General features: G+C 65.7%; 14 protein-coding genes and 2 tRNA genes. 8 read left to right on the top strand and 8 right to left on the bottom strand.

Going from position 1 to position 18484, the window contains the following annotated elements; translation table 11 throughout:
* Positions 1 to 7 precede the first annotated feature (7 nt).
* Together A9X00_RS16265 and A9X00_RS16260 are read left to right on the top strand one after the other, a co-directional pair.
* Positions 8 to 430 (top strand): MmpS family transport accessory protein, encoded by a 423-nt coding sequence (locus A9X00_RS16265; RefSeq protein WP_193376413.1) that lies wholly within the window; start codon positions 8 to 10, stop codon positions 428 to 430.
* Positions 427 to 3384 (top strand): RND family transporter, encoded by a 2958-nt coding sequence (locus tag A9X00_RS16260; protein WP_067155290.1) that lies wholly within the window; start codon positions 427 to 429, stop codon positions 3382 to 3384. Before A9X00_RS16265 ends, A9X00_RS16260 begins: the two co-directional genes overlap by 4 nt.
* A gap of 28 nt (positions 3385 to 3412) precedes the next feature.
* On the opposite strand, the gene A9X00_RS16255 is transcribed toward A9X00_RS16260, so the two are convergent.
* Both A9X00_RS16255 and A9X00_RS16250 read right to left on the bottom strand, forming a co-directional pair.
* Positions 3413 to 3485 (bottom strand) — tRNA-Lys (locus tag A9X00_RS16255).
* Positions 3486 to 3630: 145 nt separating this feature from the next.
* Positions 3631 to 4869: a GNAT family N-acetyltransferase gene (locus tag A9X00_RS16250; RefSeq protein WP_067155287.1), complete on the bottom strand. Its 1239-nt coding sequence runs from the start codon at positions 4867 to 4869 to the stop codon at positions 3631 to 3633.
* Positions 4870 to 5019: 150 nt separating this feature from the next.
* Here A9X00_RS16250 and A9X00_RS16245 point away from each other — a divergent pair, with 150 nt between their 5' ends.
* From A9X00_RS16245 to A9X00_RS16230, 4 genes are all read left to right on the top strand, one after another.
* Positions 5020 to 7380, top strand: coding sequence for an MMPL family transporter (locus tag A9X00_RS16245; protein WP_067155284.1), 2361 nt, complete (start codon positions 5020 to 5022; stop codon positions 7378 to 7380).
* On the top strand, positions 7373 to 8266 hold the full coding sequence (locus tag A9X00_RS16240; protein WP_067155281.1) for a DMT family transporter: 894 nt from the start codon (positions 7373 to 7375) through the stop codon (positions 8264 to 8266). The genes A9X00_RS16245 and A9X00_RS16240 overlap by 8 nt, the downstream gene beginning before the upstream one ends.
* Before the next feature lie 118 nt (positions 8267 to 8384).
* A complete protein-coding gene (locus A9X00_RS16235; RefSeq protein WP_156772123.1) occupies positions 8385 to 9608 on the top strand; it encodes an Ig-like domain-containing protein in 1224 nt (407 codons plus the stop codon).
* An 87-nt stretch (positions 9609 to 9695) separates the two neighbouring features.
* Positions 9696 to 9986, top strand: a complete 291-nt coding sequence (locus A9X00_RS16230; RefSeq protein WP_067155278.1) for a hypothetical protein — start codon at positions 9696 to 9698, stop codon at positions 9984 to 9986.
* A 47-nt stretch (positions 9987 to 10033) separates the two neighbouring features.
* Here A9X00_RS16230 and A9X00_RS16225 read toward each other — a convergent pair.
* A tRNA-His gene (locus A9X00_RS16225) sits at positions 10034 to 10109 on the bottom strand.
* Positions 10110 to 10162: 53 nt separating this feature from the next.
* On the bottom strand, positions 10163 to 10810 hold the full coding sequence (gene orn / locus A9X00_RS16220; RefSeq protein ID WP_067155274.1) for an oligoribonuclease: 648 nt from the start codon (positions 10808 to 10810) through the stop codon (positions 10163 to 10165).
* Between the two features lie 100 nt (positions 10811 to 10910).
* Between orn and A9X00_RS16215 the strand changes: the two genes are divergently transcribed.
* Positions 10911 to 12473 (top strand): helicase HerA-like domain-containing protein, encoded by a 1563-nt coding sequence (locus tag A9X00_RS16215; protein ID WP_067155272.1) that lies wholly within the window; start codon positions 10911 to 10913, stop codon positions 12471 to 12473.
* Positions 12474 to 12586: 113 nt separating this feature from the next.
* Here the strand turns inward: A9X00_RS16215 and A9X00_RS16210 are convergent, their stop codons facing one another.
* From A9X00_RS16210 to cmrA, 3 genes are all read right to left on the bottom strand, one after another.
* Positions 12587 to 13696: a hypothetical protein gene (locus A9X00_RS16210; protein WP_067155269.1), complete on the bottom strand. Its 1110-nt coding sequence runs from the start codon at positions 13694 to 13696 to the stop codon at positions 12587 to 12589.
* Positions 13697 to 13821: 125 nt separating this feature from the next.
* On the bottom strand, positions 13822 to 15180 hold the full coding sequence (locus A9X00_RS29965; protein WP_197515187.1) for a helix-turn-helix domain-containing protein: 1359 nt from the start codon (positions 15178 to 15180) through the stop codon (positions 13822 to 13824).
* 286 nt (positions 15181 to 15466) lie between these two features.
* Positions 15467 to 16273 (bottom strand): mycolate reductase, encoded by an 807-nt coding sequence (cmrA, locus tag A9X00_RS16200; RefSeq protein ID WP_067155392.1) that lies wholly within the window; start codon positions 16271 to 16273, stop codon positions 15467 to 15469.
* A gap of 43 nt (positions 16274 to 16316) precedes the next feature.
* Here cmrA and A9X00_RS16195 point away from each other — a divergent pair, with 43 nt between their 5' ends.
* Positions 16317 to 17642, top strand: coding sequence for an MFS transporter (locus tag A9X00_RS16195; RefSeq protein ID WP_067155263.1), 1326 nt, complete (start codon positions 16317 to 16319; stop codon positions 17640 to 17642).
* Here A9X00_RS16195 and A9X00_RS16190 read toward each other — a convergent pair.
* Positions 17639 to 18424 carry an MmpS family transport accessory protein gene (locus A9X00_RS16190; protein ID WP_067155389.1) on the bottom strand — a complete coding sequence of 262 codons (786 nt, stop codon included), beginning with the start codon at positions 18422 to 18424 and terminating at the stop codon, positions 17639 to 17641. The two genes, A9X00_RS16195 and A9X00_RS16190, sit on opposite strands and share 4 nt — an antisense overlap.
* Positions 18425 to 18484: the final 60 nt, after the last annotated feature.

Genomic DNA, 18484 nt, shown 5'->3' with positions numbered 1-18484 from the left:
GACGGTGTTGAGGCTTCTCAAGCGGGCATGGGTTGCGTTGGTCGTTGTCGTGGCGGTGGTCATCGGCGGCGTTGCGGTGCAGCGCCTCAGCGGCGTCTTTCCAGGGCCCGGCCTGCCCAAACCCGACCCGCGCGATGCGACCCCGCCGTATGCGGCCAAGACCGCCATCTACGAAATCCTGGGACCACCCGGGACAACGGGCGTCGTCAACTGGATGGATGCCGACGCGCAACCGCAGAAGGCCAACTTCACCACGTTGCCGTGGTCGCAGACGATCGTCGCGGAAATGCCCGGCATCTTCGCCTACGTCGTCGCTCAGGGCGACGGCCCTTCGATCGGCTGCCGGATCACCGTCGACGGCAAATTGGTCGATCAGCAACAGGTCAACACGCGTGATGCGCAGGTTTCCTGCTTGGACAAATCCGCGTGACCGACAACTCGAGCGACACCGACGAGATACCCGTCGCGCGACCTGCCGAAGTCGAGCACAAGCCGCGTCTGGCGCGCACCGTCCGCGTGCTGGCGTTCCCGATCGTGGTGATCTGGCTGTTGATCGCGGTGGGCGTCAACGTCTTCGTCCCCCAGTTGGAGAAAGTGGCCGAGGACGTCTCGGTGCCGCTCTCGCCATCCGACGCGCCCTCGGTGACCGGGATGAAGCACATCGGGGAGAAGTTCAAGGAATACGACTCGGACAACCTCGTCCTGGTGACCCTGGTCGGTGACCAGCCGCTCGGCCAGGACGCCCACCGCTATTACGACGATCTGGTCAAGAAGCTCAAGCAGGACACCAAGCACGTCGAGCACACGCTCGACTTCTGGGGCCAGCGATTCACGGCATCGGGTGTCGAGAGCTACGACCACAAGTCCGCCTACGTCCAGGTGAACCTGCGCGGTGACCAGGGCGGCGCGGTCGGGGACAAGTCGGTCGACGCGGTTCGCAAGATCGTCGCGGACTCGACGCCCCCGCCGGGGGTGAAGGCCTACGTCGCGGGTCAGGGAGCTTTGACCGACGACACGATCGTCGTGGGTAACGCGAGCCTGTTCAAGATGACGATCATCACCGTCATCATCATCGCGATCATGCTGATGTTCGTCTATCGGTCCATCGGCACCGTGCTGCTGACGATGGTGATCCTGTTCGTCGGACTGGCCACCGGCCGCGGCGTGGTGGCGCTGCTGGGCGACACCGGCATCATGGGGCTGTCGACGTTTGCCGTCAACTTGCTGACGGCACTGGCCATTGCGGCCGGCACCGACTACGCGATCTTCATGGTGGGCCGGTACCAGGAGGGTCGCGAACGGGGACTGGACCGCGAAGCCGCGTATTACGACACCTTCGCCGGGGTCACCAAGGTGGTTTTGGGTTCGGGTTTGACGATCGTCGGGGCGTTGGCCTGTTTGCATTTCACGCGGCTGCCCTACTTCAATTCGCTGGCGTACCCGTGCGCGATCGGTCTGCTGGTGGTGGTGGCCGCCGGGGTGACCCTGACGCCGGCGCTGATCGCGTTCGCAAGCGGCTTCGGCCTTTTCGACCCGAAGCGCAAGTTCAACTACACCCGGTGGCGGCGCCTGGCGACGGCCATCGTGCGGTGGCCGGCGCCCATCCTCGCGACCTCGGTCATCCTGGCGATCGTCGGCGCCATCGGCTTGGCGGGCTTCAACCCGCGCTACAACGACCTGTACTACCTGCCCAAGAGTGCGGCCTCGGTTCAGGCGTACGACGCGGCCGATCGACACTTCACCCAGGCCCGGCTGAATCCGGACCTGCTGATGATCGAATCCGACCACGATCTGCGCAATCCCACCGACATGCTGGTGCTGGACAAGATCGCCGGAGCCATCTTCCGGGTGCCCGGCATCGAACGGGTGCAGAGCATCACCAGACCCCTGGGGCCGCCGATCCAGGATGGGTCCGTCCCGTTCCAGCTCAGCGTGCAAACCGCGCCGATCCGCAGCAACCTGAACTACCTGAAGGACCGCGTCGCCGACATCAAGAAGATCACCGGTTTCCTCGACACCCAGATCGCCCTGCTGGAGCGCCAGTACGAGGTGACCAAGAAGCTCGCGGCCGCCGCGGAGGACAGCTCGAAAACGACGGGGGAGACAGCGGCGATCACGGACGAGATCCGGGACCACATCGCGGATTTCGACGACTTCTGGAGACCGATTCGCAGTTACTTCTACTGGGAGAAGCACTGCTACGACATCCCGATCTGCTGGTCGCTGCGATCGCTGTTCGACGCGCTGGACGGATTCGATCAGCTGGCCGAAAAGTTCCACGCCCTCACCGGCGATCTTTCCGACACGGCTAAGGCCACCCGCGAGCTGCTGGCGATCATTCCGGAGAATATCGCTACCTCGAAGGCGATCAGGGACACCACCCTGACCATCTACAGCACGTTCGACAACCTCGTCGATCAATTCGATCGGCTGACCGACACGAACGCCGTAATGGGCAAGTCCTTCAACGACTCTCAGATTGAGAGCCTGTTCTACCTGCCGCCCGAGATCTTCAAGAACCCGGACTTTCAGCTGGGGTTGAGCTTGATGGTGTCGCCGGACGGGAAGGCCGCTCGCTTCATCATCACCCACGCCGTGGATCCGGCGACGACGAAGGGAATCGCGTCGGTCGAGCAGGAGCGTCAGGCGGCCAAGGAGGCGATCAAACTCACCTCGCTGCAGAACGCCGACATCTATCTAGGCGGTACTGCGGCGACGTTCAACGACATCGCCCATGGCGCCAAGTTCGACCTGATGATCGCCGGGGTGGCCTCGATTGTGCTCATCTTCATCATCATGGTGATCGTCACCCGTGCTCTGGTCGCTGCGGGCGTCATCGTCGGCACGATCGTGTTGTCGCTGGGGGCCGCCTTCGGATTCTCGACACTCATCTGGCAGCACCTCCTTAATTTCGAATTGCACTGGGTGGCAACCGAATTCGCGTTGATCGTGCTCTTGGCGGTGGGGTCGGACTACAACCTGATGCTGGTGTCGCGAATCGAGGAGGAGATCGGAGCAGGCCTGAAAACGGGTCTCATCCGCGGCATGGGTCTCACCGGCCCCGTGGTGACCGCCGCCGGTCTGGTGTTCGCGGTCACCATGGCCACCATGATCACCAGTGACCTCCGGGCGATCGGCCAGTTCGGCACGACGATCGGGCTCGGCCTGATGTTCGACACCTTCGTCGTCCGATCGCTCATCACGCCGTCGATCATGACGGTGATGGGACGCTGGTTCTGGTGGCCGAAGCGGGTACGGGTCCGCCCGGCCAGCCAAATGCTTCGGTCCGTCGGGCCGCGCCCGCTGGTTCGCGCGCTGCTGTACCAGCCGCGGCACGCGGATGTGCAGAGTAGCTCCCGGGAGAGCGCGCCGGTTGGAGGTTGAGGCGCCATTGAGACGCGTCCGGTCAAAGTGCGCCGTCAGGGTTTCGAACCCCGGACCCGCTGATTAAGAGTCAGCTGCTCTACCAACTGAGCTAACGGCGCCGTGTACGGCCGAGACCGCGTAGGCGACAATAACAGGCGTCCTGCCGCCAAGCGAAATCCCGATGTCCCCCAGGATACCGGTTGAGTCGCGAGTGGGCGGTGCCCTGCCCGGTGGCGCAGGAAAGGTCTTGTTCGCCAAGAACTATCAAAACAGCGTCCCGCAATAGGGCGCCCGCTCGGTGCTGAACGCGGCATCCAGCTCGCCGATGGCACCCGGACGCAGTTCGGTGAGGCGGTCGGCACGCACCAGCTCGGAGGGGCGATGCGCCCCCATGTAGATGGTCGATAATTCGGCCAGGCCGATTTCGACGTCGGCCGGCCCCTCGTGTGGCGTGCATTTGCCGGCGCCGTCACGGGTCTGCAGCAGGAATCGGCCTCCGGCGAGGTTGAGCGGGTCTGTGACCTCCAGCACCACGTCGGTGTCGGCGGAGTACTCGCGTGCGCCAAGCACTTCGGGCACGTCGTTGATCCGCACCCACAGGAAATCGCTCATCCCGGTGGTCTGCGCGGTGCGCTGGTCGCGTAGTTTCAGCCGAAGCGGATCATCCACGGGCACGTCGATCTCGATGTTGTCGAACATCTCCAAGACCAGCACTGTCTGCAGCAGCTCGGTGTGAGCTTCGTCGGTGATGGGGCAGAAGTCCTCGACGAGAACGGAGCCGAACGGCGGCCGGAAGGCGTGTTTGCCGGCACCGACGACGCGATACGCCAGGAAGCCGTCCGGATGGATCGTGAAGTTCAGCGCAGATCCGTTGCCCCGCTGCGTCGGCCGGTCCTCCAGGAAGTCGGCCCACCACGCGCTGTCGCGCTCCACCGCCCCATTGGTTGCGGCACACCATCGTTCGTAGATTTCGGGCAATAGGTCCTTCGCCTCGGCGGCGTTGACCTCGCGAGCCCGGCTGCCGTTCGGCGCGTCTCGGAGCTTCGCGAAGCGGCGATCGATCGAGTAGGAGTGGGTGTAGCTGGCCACGCCGGCGCCGAAGCCGTCGTACATCGCGGTCTGGGTCGGAACGCCACACACGATCGGGTAGCCGCGCTCGAGGAGCTTTCCCAGCCCCTGCGCACTGAGCTGCGCCCAAATTCCCGTTCCCTGGTGCGTCGACGCGACCGCGATCATGGTCAGCCACGCGGCCCGCAGGCTGCCGCCACCGGGCACGGTGAGCCGGGCGCGATAGATGATCGATGTCCCTACCAGGGTCGGACGCTTGGGATCCGAGACATCCTCGGCCACCAGGATGTCCTCGAGCTCGACGCGGCGTTTCCAGGCTTCCACGGCGCGCGGGTCCACCGGATCCCCGAAAGTGCGGGCCTGGTTCTCATAGACCTCCTGCCAGTCATTTTCGGTGGGATGCCTGATTATGATGGCGTCGTCGGGTTTGTTCATCGCTCATCCAATCCGCTTTCAGCCCAGCCAAATCGGCGCTCCACATGCCGAATCCATAGGCCTGGGCCCGCTCTCGTTCGATACCCGGGTGTATTGGACCGTCAAACGCCGTGGTGGGTCAGACGGCCTCGTTTGGGTAAGCGATACCCCATGCTGCAAGGAATCACGCGGCTCGCCATTGCCGCGCCGCGTCGCATCATCGCGGCCACCCTCTTGATCCTGGTAGGCGCCGCCGTCTTCGGAATACCGGTGGTCAACCGCCTGTCGGGCGGCGGCTTCCAGGACCCGACGTCGGAGTCGGCGCGGGCGACGGCCCTGCTCAGGGACCGATTCAACCAAACCGATCAGCAGATACTGATCGCGGTGACCGATCCCGCCGGCGCCGAAAGCGGCCCGGCGCGCCAGGTCGCCACCGACATCGTCGACCACCTCGAACGGTCCCCGTGGGTGCTGAACGTGTCCTCGGCGTGGACGTCGCCCCCGCAGGTCGCCACCCAGCTGGTCAGCAAGGACAAGTCGTCCGGGCTGATCGTGGCCGGGCTGAAAGGCGGGGAGAACGACGCACAGAACTACGCCAGCATCCTCACCCGCGAGCTGGTGCACGACCGCGGCGGCGTCACCGTGCGCGCCGGCGGCATGGCCGTGGCGTATGCGCAGATCAACGACCAGAACGCGCGTGACCTGCTGTTGATGGAGTCCATCGCGATCCCGCTGAGCTTCGCGGTGCTGGTCTGGGTGCTCGGCGGCGTGGTCGCCGCGGCGCTGCCGATCGGCGTGGGCGGGCTGGTGATCGTCTGCACGATGTCGGTGTTGCGGCTGATCAGCTTCGCGACCGACGTGTCGACGTACGCCCTGGACCTGAGCATTGCGATGGGTCTCGCCCTGGCGATCGACTACAACCTGCTGATCATCAGCCGTTACCGCGAGGAGCTCGCACGATCCGGCGAACGGGACCGGGCGCTGTTTCGGACGATGGCCACCGCCGGCCGCACCGTGCTCTTCTCGGCGACCACCGTCGGGTTGTCGATGGCGGTGATGGCGCTGTTTCCGATGTACTTCTTGAAATCGTCGGCCTACACCATCGTGGCCACCGCCGCCAGCCCGGCGATCGCCGCGGTCGCGGTGACGCCGGCGGCGATCGCGCTGCTGGGTCCGCGGCTGGACGCGCTCGACGTGCGCCGGTGGTTCGCGCGCCGGGTGCCGTCGCGCGCAAAGTCGTGGCGCGATCACGCGCACAAGCCGGTCTATTCGCTGTTCTGGTACCGGTCGACGAAGTTCGTGTTGCGCCACGCCCTGCCGGTCGGCCTGGCCGTCGTCGCGCTGCTGCTGTTGCTGGGCGCCCCGTTTTTGGGGGTGAAGTGGGGCTTTCCGGATGAGCGCGTGTTGCCCCGTTCGGCCTCGGCGCGCCAGGTGGCGGACATGCTCGACAACGATTTCGGCAACGGGTTGGGGACGTCGGTGTCCGTCGTCCTTCCCGACGCCCGCGGGGTGACGACCGCCGAGCTGGAGGGCTACGCCGCCGCGCTGTCGCGGGTACCCGACGTGTCCGCGGTCACGGCGCCCACCGCGACGTTCGTGGCCGGATCGCCGGCGGGGCCGCCCGCCGCGGCCACCGGCCTGGCCAACGGCAGCGCGTTCCTCACCGTGGCCACCACCGCGCCGCTGTATTCGCAGGCGTCGAACACCCAGCTCGACCGGTTGCACGCGGTTAGCAGGCCGGACGGGCGATCGGTGGAGATGACCGGGCTGGCGCAGATCAACCGCGACAGCGTCGACGTGATCACCCAGCGGCTGCCGGCCGTGCTGGCGCTCATCGCCGCCATCACGTTCGCGCTGCTGTTTCTGCTCACCGGCAGCGTTGTGCTGCCGCTGCAGGCGCTGGTGTGCAATGTGTTGTCGTTGACGGCGGCGTTCGGCGCCATGGTGTGGATCTTCCAGAACGGACACCTCGGCGCATTCGGGACCACACCCAACGGGACGTTGAACGCCAACATCCCAGTGTTGTTGTTCTGCATCGCATTTGGGCTCGCTATGGATTACGAGGTGTTCCTGGTTTCGCGGATCCACGAGTACTGGCTGGCCTCTCCGGTCGCCCGCGAGGAGCGACCGAACCCCGCCGAGGCGCATGCGGTCACGGACGAGAGCACGGCGCTGGGCCTGGCCGGCATCGGCCGGGTCGTCACCACCGCCGCGCTGGTGATGTCGATCTCGTTTGCCGCGCTGATCCCCGCGCACGTCTCGTTCATGCGAATGCTCGGTGTCGGCCTGACGCTCGCCGTGCTGGCCGATGCCACCCTGGTGCGGATGGTCCTGGTTCCGGCCTTCATCCATCTGCTCGGCCGGTGGACGTGGTGGGCGCCCGGGCCGTTGGTTCGGCTGCGCGAACGGTTGGCGACGGGTGAGGCCGACGCCGCCAAGGTTGGTCGGCGCCGTTGGGCCGCCGACGCCCGCGAACCGGGGCAGCCCCGGATCAGGAGGTGGCCCAGCCGGGCCATGACGGAGCGTGGTTAGCGCCGCCGTCCTGGCGTTGAGCTCGGCGCTCTGCATCGCCATCGGCGACGTGCTGCAGCAACGGGCGGCGCACTGCATCGACGACCGGTCGATCGGCAACATCGCGTTGGTCGCCACCCTGCTGCGCGACCTGCGGTGGTGGTGGGGCGCGTTGTTCCTCATCGCGAGCATCGCGTTGCAGGCGGCCGCCCTGGGCAGGGGGTCGGTGCTGCTGGTGCAGGCGTTGCTCATGCTGTCGCTACTGTTCGCGCTGCCCATCAACGCCCGGTTGTGGCACCGCAGGGTGACCGGCGGCGAGTGGATCTGGGGCGGCTTGCTGACCGCCGCGGTGGTCGTGGTCGTTGTCGTTGGCAACCCGCGGGCCGGTCGCTCGAGCGCCCCGCTGGGAACCTGGGCGGCTGTGGCTGTCGTGCTTGCGCCGCTGCTGGTGGCGTGCGTCGTGGCCGGCCGGATGCGGGGTGGTGCCCTGGCCGCGGCTCTCTTCGCTTTCGTGTCGGGGTCGCTGTGGGGTGTCTTCGGGGTGCTGACCAAGGAGGTCGTCGGCCGGCTCGGCGACGGCGGCTGGGCGGTGGCCCGAACCCCCGAGCTGTATGCCTGCGTCCTGGCCGCGGCGGGCGGCGTGGTCTGGAGTCAGGCGGCGTTTCGGGCCGGGCCCCTGACCGCGTCGATGCCCACCCTGCAGATGTCGCAGCCGGTGGTGGCGGCGGCGCTGGGCGTCGTCGTCCTGGGCGAGACGCTGAGCGCGGGTCGCGCCGGGATAGTCGCCCTGGTGGTCGCGGGCGTGGTGATGACGGCGGCGATCTTCAAGCTGGCGCGAGTCGAGGCCGTCGTGACCCGTGAGCGGGTCGAGGACGGTCACCGACGCCGGCTCCGTCAACCGGCATAATTGCCTGCGCTGCGATCCGCGGGTTGCACAGCGGGAGTGCGCAATCCGTTCGCAAGACGCATTGTGGCCGGCCAAAAACCCATTACAATGCTTCCACTCTGGTCAGCGGTGACCGAATATGCCGATCAAATTGAAAGGTCGCTCGATGACGCCTTTGCGCAGACGTCGATCATGGCTGGCCGCAGCCATGGTGGTGTTTGCTGTCGTCACCGTTGCCTGCAGCACCAGTCACCCCGCCGCGCCGGCGAAGGTCATCTTCGACAAGGGCACACCGTTCGCCGACCTGCTGGTCCCCAAGCTCACCAGCTCGGTGACCGACGGCGCCGTCGGCGTCACCGTGGACGCGCCGGTGACGGTGAGCGTGGCCGACGGCGTCATCGGGTCGGTCACGATGGTCAACGAGAACGGCAAGACGGTCAACGGTCAACTCAGCCCGGACGGGCTCCGCTGGTCGACGACCGACCAGCTCGGCTACAACAGGCGCTACACGCTGAGCGTGAAGGCGATGGGGCTCGGTGGGGCCGCGACCCGCCAGATGACCTTCCAGACCAGTTCACCGGCCCACCTGACGATGCCCTACGTGGCCCCCGGCGACGGCGAGGTGGTCGGCATCGGTGAGCCGGTGGCCATCCGCTTCGACGAGAACATCGCCAACCGCGCCGCGGCGCAGAAGGCGATCGTCATCACCACCAACCCGCCCGTCGAGGGCGCGTTCTACTGGCTGAACAACCGCGAGGTCCGTTGGCGCCCAGAGCATTTCTGGAAGCCGGGCACCGCCATCGATGTGGCGGTCAACACCTACGGTGTCGACCTGGGTGACGGGATGTTCGGCGAGGACAACGTCAAGACTCACTTCACCATCGGCGACGAGGTCATCTCGACGGCGGACGACAACACCAAGATGGTCACCGTGCGCGTCAACGGCGAAGTCGTCAAGACGATGCCGACGTCGATGGGCAAGGACAGCACCCCCACGGCGAACGGCTTTTATATCGTCGGCGGCCGGTACAAGCACATCATCATGGACTCCTCGACCTACGGCGTTCCGGTCAACTCGCCCAACGGGTATCGCACCGATGTCGACTGGGCCACCCAGATTTCGTATAGCGGTGTCTTCGTGCATTCCGCGCCGTGGTCGGTCGGCGCGCAGGGCCACACGAACACCAGCCATGGCTGTCTGAACGTGAGCCCGAGCAACGCCGAGTGGTTCTACGACCACAGCAAGAGCGGCGACATCGTCGAGGTGGTGCACACCGTGGGGTCGACGCTGCCGGGCACCGAGGGGCTGGGCGATTGGAACGTTCCGTGGCCGGTGTGGCAGGCCGGTAACGCCAACACCTAGCCCGGCGGCGGGGTTCGGCTGCTCGGCAATGCGTCTTTCACGTTTCATTCATTCGTCTGCGACCTGAACGTTGTAGGGTGCCGGGCCATGAGCACCCCTTCCCCCGGGCCCGGTTGGTGGCTGGCGTCGGACGGCAATTGGTACCCGCAGCGCTGGGAGACCACCTTCGTCCATTACACGAATGAGTCTCTGGACGCCGTGATCGAAGAGGCGGCGCGCCAGTCGAAGGTCTACGGCGAACAGGGCTGGGAGATCGTGGGCTCGTCGGTGCAACGCGTTCAGGTCGCCCGCCACTTCAGCGACTACGACAAGGGCGGCGACCACTATTTCGAGTGGAGCATCGTCTGCACGCTGAAACGGCCGCTGGCGCCGGGATAACCGCACCCTTGCAAAAAGGCCGGAGGGCGAAATGCCCTCCGGCCTGTTGGGGTGGCTGACGGGACTCGAACCCGCGACACCCAGGATCACAACCTGGTGCTCTACCAACTGAACTACAGCCACCATGGCCGCGAGCCGGCATCCATACCTGGGCCAACCAGCGGCGACCCTCGATACTAGCCGCTCGGTGGCTCGGTCTCCGAATCGATTGTTTGAGTTGGGTTCTCTCCGTCCTGGAGATCGGCGACCACCATCTCGATTTCGCTGGTAGACGGCCCCGGCAGGGGCACGAACGCGGTCCGCCGGTAGTACTGCAGCTCGCGGATGGATTCGTGGATGTCGGCCAGCGCCCGGTGCGTGAGCCCCTTGGCGGGCTGACCGTAATAGATGCGCGGATACCACCGCCGGCACAGTTCCTTGATGGAGCTGACGTCGATCATCCGGTAGTGCAGGTAGGAGTCCAGCTTTGGCATGTCGCGGGCGATGAACGAGCGGTCCGTGGCGATCGAGTTGCCCGCCAGTGGCGCCGTCTTGGGCTGCTTGACGTGCGTGGTGATGTAGTCCAGCACCATCGCCTCGGCGGTCGCCAGGTCGACGGTGGACGCCTTCACCTCGTCGATGAGCCCCGAACGCGAATGCATTTCGGCAACCACGTCGATCATCGACGACAGCGCGGCGTCGTCGGCGTGGATCACCACGTCGACCCCGTCGCCCAGGACGTTCAGCTCGGCGTCGGTGACCAGCACCGCGATCTCGATCAACTTGTCCGAGGCCAGGTCGAGCCCGGTCATCTCGCAGTCGATCCACACCAATTCGTCGCGCACAGCGCTCAGCGTATGCGCATTTGAGCTCTGCCTCTGCCGGGGCCTGGGAAGTAGTGTGAGTGTGCCGGCTGGGGGCGACTCGGGAAGAGGGGCGAGGACGATGACCACCGAATCAGCGGCGACACCCGCGCAGCGGATCGCCAGCGGCTATGCCGTCCACGGCCAGGCTTTGGAATTGGGCACGGTCGTCGTCGACGGGGCGGCGGATCCGACCGCGCAGATCCGCATCCCGCTGGCCACCATCAACCGTCACGGCCTGGTGGCCGGGGCGACGGGAACCGGCAAAACCAAGACGCTGCAACTGATCGCCGAACAGCTCAGCGCCGCGGGGGTGCCCGTGCTGATGGCCGATGTGAAGGGCGACCTGTCCGGGCTGTCTCGGCCCGGGGAAGCCAACGACAAGACCGCCGCGCGTGCGAAAGACACCGGCGACAACTGGGCGGGGACGGCCTACCCGGTGGAGTTCCTGTCGTTGGGCACCAAGGGAATCGGTGTGCCGATACGCGCGACGGTCGACAGCTTCGGCCCCGTGCTGTTGTCAAAGGTGTTGGGGCTCAATGCTACCCAGGAGTCCACGCTCGGGTTGATCTTCCATTGGGCGAAGGGCCGAGACTGGCGGCTGGTCACCACCGACGATCTGCGCGGCGCCATCAGCTACTTGACCAGTGACGCGGGCAAGGAAGACCTGAAATCCCTGGGCGGCGTGTCGGCGACGACGGCGGGCGTCATCCTTCGGGCGCTGGTGAACCTCGACGCGGAGGGTGGCGACACGTTTTTCGGCGAGCCCAAGCTCGACCCGAACGATCTGCTGCGCGTCGACGACGGGCACGGCATCATCTCGCTGCTGGAGTTCACCGGCCAGTCGGTGCGTCCGGTCATCTTCTCCACCTTCCTCATGTGGCTGCTCGCCGACCTGTACACCAAACTGCCCGAGATCGGCGACGTCGACAGGCCCAAGTTGGTGTTCTTCTTCGACGAGGCGCACCTGCTTTTCGCCGACGCGTCCAAGGCGTTCCTCGAACAGGTCGAACAAACCGTCAAGCTGATCCGCTCCAAGGGTGTCGGCGTCTTCTTCTGCACCCAGCTACCGACGGACATACCCAATGACGTGCTATCTCAGCTGGGTGCTCGGGTGCAGCACGCCCTGCGGGCGTTCACTCCCGACGATCAGCAGGCTCTGTCCAAGACCGTGCGCACCTACCCGAAAACCGATGTCTACGACCTGGAGTCGGCGCTGACGTCGCTGGGCATCGGCGAGGCCGTCGTGACCGTGCTGTCCGAAAAGGGCGCACCGACTCCCGTCGCGTGGACGCGCATGCGGGTGCCCCGCTCGCTGATGGCGTCGATCGGCACCGATGCGATCTCCGCAGCGGCGAAAAATAGTCCGCTGCAAGCGAAGTACGGTCAAACGGTTCAACAATCTCAGCAGCTTCCGCCGACCCCGCAAACCCAGCCCGGGCCGCCGTCGCCGCAAGTCCAGTCCGACCAGCCGCCAGTCCCGGCGAATGAGCCGGTTCCGCCGATGCCGGAGCCCTTCGAGCCAAAGGGCCCGGCGATGTGGGAAGAAGTGCTGCAGAACCCGACGGTGAAAAGCGGCATCAATACGGCGATACGCGAAGCGGTCAAAGCCATCTTCGGGACCAGCGGACGCCGCCGGAAGTAACGGGTTCACGCAGAAACCGCCTGCGCTAGATATGAGGCTCGCCGAGTCGCGCTCACCGTCACTACCCGATGCGCCGCCACTCAGAACAACGACGGCGCTTGCGGGTAGCTCGGTTAGCCTTGTTGGCGAGCCTGAACCCACTTGGTTAACGCATCTTCGAGGGCTGCATCGGTCCCTAACCCGACTGCTGCAGCAGTCTGCTCGAATAGGCTCCTGAGAGCGATCGGCACCTGGCCCTTGACGGAGGTCCGGTTGGGTTTGTCCTTGGGTACCGGGGGCTGTGCGAGTAGATCTAGCTCGGACTGCAGCGCTTTGAACAGCTGTTCGTAGTTCGCTCCCGTTGGGATCATAGAATCGCCCTGTTCAAACCATCTAAGCCGTTTATTCTTTGCTTGCTTCGCTGTTGCCCAGCCCCGATTGTGCACGTAGTCTTGGCGCATTTTGTTCAAGTCAGCGAACAGGTCCGAGGCAACATCGATCTTCTCGCACCCATGCAGCGCAGCAAGATTGGGCCTGTAGTGCTCATCCCAGAGAGTAGTCATGTGTGTGACCCATTGTGCTGCAAAGTATTTAAGAATCGGAGCTCTCTCGGCTTCTGGGTCGCCGTGCAGGTACTCCTCAAGGGTCATCACTCCCGGATCAGCCATGGCTCGAATATCGGAGTAACTCATGGTGCGATAGTTTGAGGTCTCCGTTGCCTCGAGCCTTAGCAGGTCAAGATTTGGCGCGGGTGGAGATTCTTCGCGACGGGCTGCGCGGCCGGCGTCCACGATGCGTCGGTCGATAAGTTGCAAGATGCCGTTATGTCCCAGGCGCGCCACGAGCACCGCGAGCTTGAAATCAAGCTCAAGATCTCGGAGGACACTTTCGAGGGTGAAATTCTCGGGGCCCATCCCCGCTATCCGGTCACGCGCCTGCCGCACCAGCTCGATGTACTCAACAAATTGGCCTAGCTCTGTCGAGGACAGGTTAATCGACTTCGCCGCTGCGTAGGCAGGGCCTATCCATTCCGACAGCTCGGATCCTTTTGGAGGTGGATCGGCATCCCACGCCGCGGTAAGGGGCTCAATCAGCATCAGTGCGGCGACACCGACGGCTTGAGTGTGAGGGAATGGCCGACTGGCCTCGGCGAGCATCCGCACCGCAGACATTGGACTGTCGTACGGAATGAGGATCCGGTCGAACACCTGACCCCACCGCTGCAATTCATTTTCGGTCGCCATGGCGCGAATCGTAACGATTAATCACGACGGCCCGGCGCTGCCAACACGTCATCGCGGTGCGGTCGGCTGCTGCCGAACTGAGACGTCCGGGGTTCCGTTAGCGTTGCATGCAGTGGGTAAGTTCCTCAGTTCGCAACCGTCATATTGTGCGATGAACCCCACCTGTTGAGCACTTCGTTTAGGGGAAAGCTCACATTCTTCACATCGAGTGACCCGTCTGGGCGAAGAATCATCGGTTCCACGATTCCGAACTCGCCTAGGATGTCTGCCGCCAGCGCATGTGATGCAACTACTGCAGCCTCCGGGCTAACTGATGTGAGTTCCTCCAGAGAAGCAGTTAAAGCCGCGGGACGAGTCTGGTTGCCACTTAGGACAAGTGAGTCCTCTGGAGGGTAGTACGTGGTGTCGGTCCTTCCGGCGATGAGGCGTTCCGGGGCGAACACTCTGGTTCGCATCGCCGGATCCGAGCGGCCTGTCTGCTGGGCCAAAAGCTGCTGCGCCTTTAGGAGGCATTCCCCCGAGGCGCCGCAGTCAACCGCATGGTGGCTCAGGAACAATACGAAATCCAACAAGACGAATTCCATCAGGTCTTGTTTGATCTGGTCGGGCCCACCCGTGGCCTTGCGTGTTTCTGGCGCAGGTGATGCGAAGTTGGATGCTGCGAATCCTCCTCCGTCGTAATGCAGTTCAGCATGCGGCTCCGTGGATCTGCCCTGGTACGTTTGCACCTGGGTTGCAATCGCTCGGCGTACGCCGGGTATCAGCCGCGTGTTGCCTTCGCCGAAGGTTGGTTCGGGAGGAGCTAGGTCCAAGTCTGGCCACCGACGGAGGAAGCTCCGCTCGGCCAGTATCGCGGTTGACCCGACACCTCGTTCGCCGGTAATTCGCGGAGCCAGCGAAACCGTGAGCCAGGGCGAAGTCCACGTCGTGATGTGTGACTGACCGTCCCGATGAACCTCTTCCACACGGCTGACAACCTGCGACTGACTGGCATAGCGGTCGCGGTAGCGGGCGGCGACCTCGTACTCACGCAAGTGGTGGGTGACGCGGCCCAATCGGATTGGATAGTGCAGGCCGCTTCCCCTCTGCTGATCCCGAACGGCATGAGGGGCATCCGGGCTGCGCGGCACTACGATCAGCAGATAACCCAAATCATCACCCGCGGGTATCTCGCGGACCTCAATGCCGTGGAGCAATGGGCTGACCCTGCTCCCGAGAATGCTGATAACGCGCTCGGCGGCGCCAGTCGGAACATCGAATGGTCTAGGCTCCGTGGCTCGGCCGGCGCCGTCTTCCCGGACCCCGATGACAATGATGCCGCCGATCGTGTTCGCGAAGGCGGTCACGTCCTTCGCGAGTTCAAAGCCTTCGTTTCTCGGGTAGTCAGCTTCCTTCCAGTCGAGGTCAAGGTCCTCGCTCTCGTTGCGATCAATCGCGGCTTGGATCACCGTTGAGTTGAGGTTAGCCATGTCAGTGCCGAACACTGACGCCAAGCGTGCGAACGGAGGCATGTAACCAGCTTTCCACGGCGCGCACGGCTTCCGTGCGAACAGCTATCAGAACAGTCCTGCGGAACATGGTCCGTGCGGCGAGTAAGGCGGATATCTGAAACCCGCTGCCTCGTCATCGCTGCGTTGCGGGTGATTAGCCTGTCGCCCTTGGCGACAAAACCCTCGAAGGGAGTCAGGCTGGGGAGTAGCAACTGCCCGCCGAGGCTCAACTAACGATTCAGAGCTCCGGCACCATGCCAACGAACTTGAGAGCTAACCCCTACCCGCCGCCGAGCTTCTTGTAGAAGCTGCCCACGATCGGCGCCACGATCGCGCGGGGGGCGTACCCGCTCGCCACCGACATCGCCTTGGACGTCAGGCCCGGCACGACGCGCATCTTGTTGCGCTCCAAGGCATCCAGCGATACCCGGGCCGTGTGCTCCGTCGAGATCCACAGGAAATCGGGCACCAGCCTTTCGACCAGTGACCTTTCGGCCTCGTCGGGCAGGTCGGTGCGGACCGGTCCCGGCGCCAACAGCGTGACGTGCACACCGGTGCGGCGCAGTTCGCCTCGCAGCGATTCGCTGAAGGTGTTGGCGAACGCCTTGGTGGCCGCGTAGGTGGCGTTGTAGGGGATCGGCGAATTGCCCGCCGTCGAACCGGAAATCAGGATGCCGCCGGCCTTGCGTTCGACCATGCCGGGCAGCACCGCCAATGTAAGGTCGTGCACGGCAATGGCATTCAGCTGCACCTGTGCCTTCTCGCCGGCCGGGTCTAGGCCCGCGACCGGACCGAACGTCGCCGTTCCCGCGTTGGCGCACAGGATCGAGATGGCGCGGGCGGCGAGTTCGTCGCACAGTTTCGCCCGTTCCGTCGGGTCGGCCAGGTCGGCGGGGCGCACCTCGACGACGACGCCGTACTTGTCGGTCAGCCGGGCGGCTAAGTCGTTGAGCAGGTCCTCGCGGCGCGCGGTGACGATCAGGTTGTGTCCGCGGGCGGCGAGTTCGGTGGCCAGCGCCGCGCCGATGTTTTGCGAAGCCCCGGTGACAACGGCGCGCGCGTCGGGACTGGGAGCTGGCACCGGCATGCGGCCCATGGTAGACAGCCTCGCACCCAATAGAGTGCCGGGCATGAGTCAGCGAGGGCCGGCCGCCGCCGGGCCCGTGCCGTCGCAAGTGGTGGCGTGGGCCCTGTGGGACTGCGGCTCCCTCGGCATGAACGCGATCGTGGCGACCTTCGTCTTCTCCGTCTACCTGACCGGCAGCGTCGGGGCGGGAATGTCCGGTGGCACCTCACCGGCGAGTTGGCTCGGCCGCTCGCTGGCGGTCGCGGGCTTGACCATCGCGGTGCTGGCGCCGGTGGTGGGGGTATGGGTGGAGGCCCCGCACCGTCGGCGGGTGGTGTTGACGGTCTTGAGCGGTCTCGCCGTCGCGTCGACCAGCTCGATGTTCCTGATCCGCGACGACCCCAGCTATCTGTGGGCGGGCCTGGTGCTGCTGTCGGCCACGGCCGCGTGCGGTGATCTCGCCGGCGTTCCCTACAACGCCATGCTGCGTCAGGTCTCGACGCCGCAGACGGCGGGGCGCATCTCCGGCCTCGGCGCGGCCTCCGGGTTCACCGGCAGCGTGCTCCTGCTGCTACTGGTCTATTTCGGGTTCATCGCCGGGACCGGCCCGACGCGCGGGCTGCTGCACGTGCCCGTCCACGACGGGCTATATGTCCGGGCGGCGATGCTGCTGACCGCGGCGTGGTTCGCCGTGCTGGCACTGCCGCTGCTGTTCGTCGCGCACCGGCTCCCGGACTCCGGCGAAACGTCGCGCCCGACCGGCATGCTGGGCGGCTACCGCAAGCTGTGGGCAGAGGTGCGCACGGAATGGCGCCGCAACCGCAACCTGGTCTATTTCCTGGGGGCCAGCGCGCTGTTCCGGGACGGGCTGGCGGCCATCTTCGGCTTCGGCGCCGTGCTCGGCGTCAACGTGTACGGCCTGTCCCAGGCCGATGTGTTGGTGTTCGGCGTGGCGGCCAGCGTGGTGGCCGCGATCGGCGCGATGACCGGCGGGTTCGTCGACCACCGGATCGGATCCAAACCGGTCATCGTCGGGTCGCTGGTCGCGCTCATCGCCGTGTCGGCCACCATGATGGCGGTCTCCGGCCCGCACGCGTTCTGGCTGTGCGGACTGCTGCTGGCCATGTTCGTGGGTCCTTCGCTGGCGTCGTCGCGCGCCCTGTTGCTGCAGCTGGCGAAGGACGGCGGGGAGGGCGTCGCGTTCGGGCTCTACACGATGACCGGACGGGCCGTCGCGTTCGTGGCGCCATGGCTGTTCTCCGTCTTCGTCGACGTCTTCGGCGCCGTGCGCGCCGGCATCGCCGGGATCTGCCTGGTGCTGACCGCCGGACTGGTGGCGATGCTGGTGGTTCGGGTTCCGGCGCGCGCCGAACAGCCCGCGCAGGCCTAGCCTCGCGCGTCGCAGACCGTCAGGCCCGCCCCTTCGCGCTGGCTCACCTGAACCCCGCCGATGGTCAGCGAGCAGGTGACGTTGTGCCCGAAGTTGACGACCGTGACGTTCGGCGGGTGGGCGGCCGACTTGGACAGGCTGACCTGTTTGCTCCACGGCAGCGCGACGTTGAACTCGGTCTGCAGCATGTCGCCGGTGCCGATGTAGACGATGCTGAGCGCGCGGCCCTCGCCGGTGACGTTGTAGACGACGTCTTGCATCTCGACCGGGCCGGTCGTCTCGGGGGGCGTGCCCGACGCCGTCGGCGGCGGCAACGGCCGGAAGGTGCGCGACGGCGGGGTCGTTCGCGTCGACGGGGTCGGCGTCGGCGTCTCCTCGGTGGACCCGGGCATCGCCGGCAGCGGCGGAACCACCGTCTGGTTCTTGATCGCGTCATTGACCAGCACCAGCGCGATCACCAGCGCGACCGCCAGCAGCACCGCCACACCGGCGCCGATCCACAGCCAGCGCGGCGGCTTCCGGCCCGGCGGCGGGGGTGCGGTCCCGTCGGGCGGCGCCTCACCCGACGGCGGCAGCTCCTGCTGCCAGTAGCCGGGCAACTGCTTGGTGTCGTTCAGACTCGGCGCCCATTGCGGGCCGTACCCGCCGTAGGTGGGCGAGTAGGGCCCCGCCTGGTCGGCGTATGCGGGGTCGACGGGCGGATACGGGTAACCCTGCCGCCCGGTCGGTCCTGACCCCGGTAGAGGGGGACTAAACCGCTCGGATCGACGTGGATCGTTCATGTCCACCTCATGGCTTGCAGGGTACCTGTGCCACGCGGTTCGGCGGTGCGTCTCCGGATT

The organism is Mycobacterium sp. 1245805.9, assembly GCF_001672915.1.
Classification (GTDB): domain Bacteria; phylum Actinomycetota; class Actinomycetes; order Mycobacteriales; family Mycobacteriaceae; genus Mycobacterium.
Note: the sequence above shows the minus strand (reverse complement) of the source record. Positions and strands in the feature narration are given on the sequence as shown.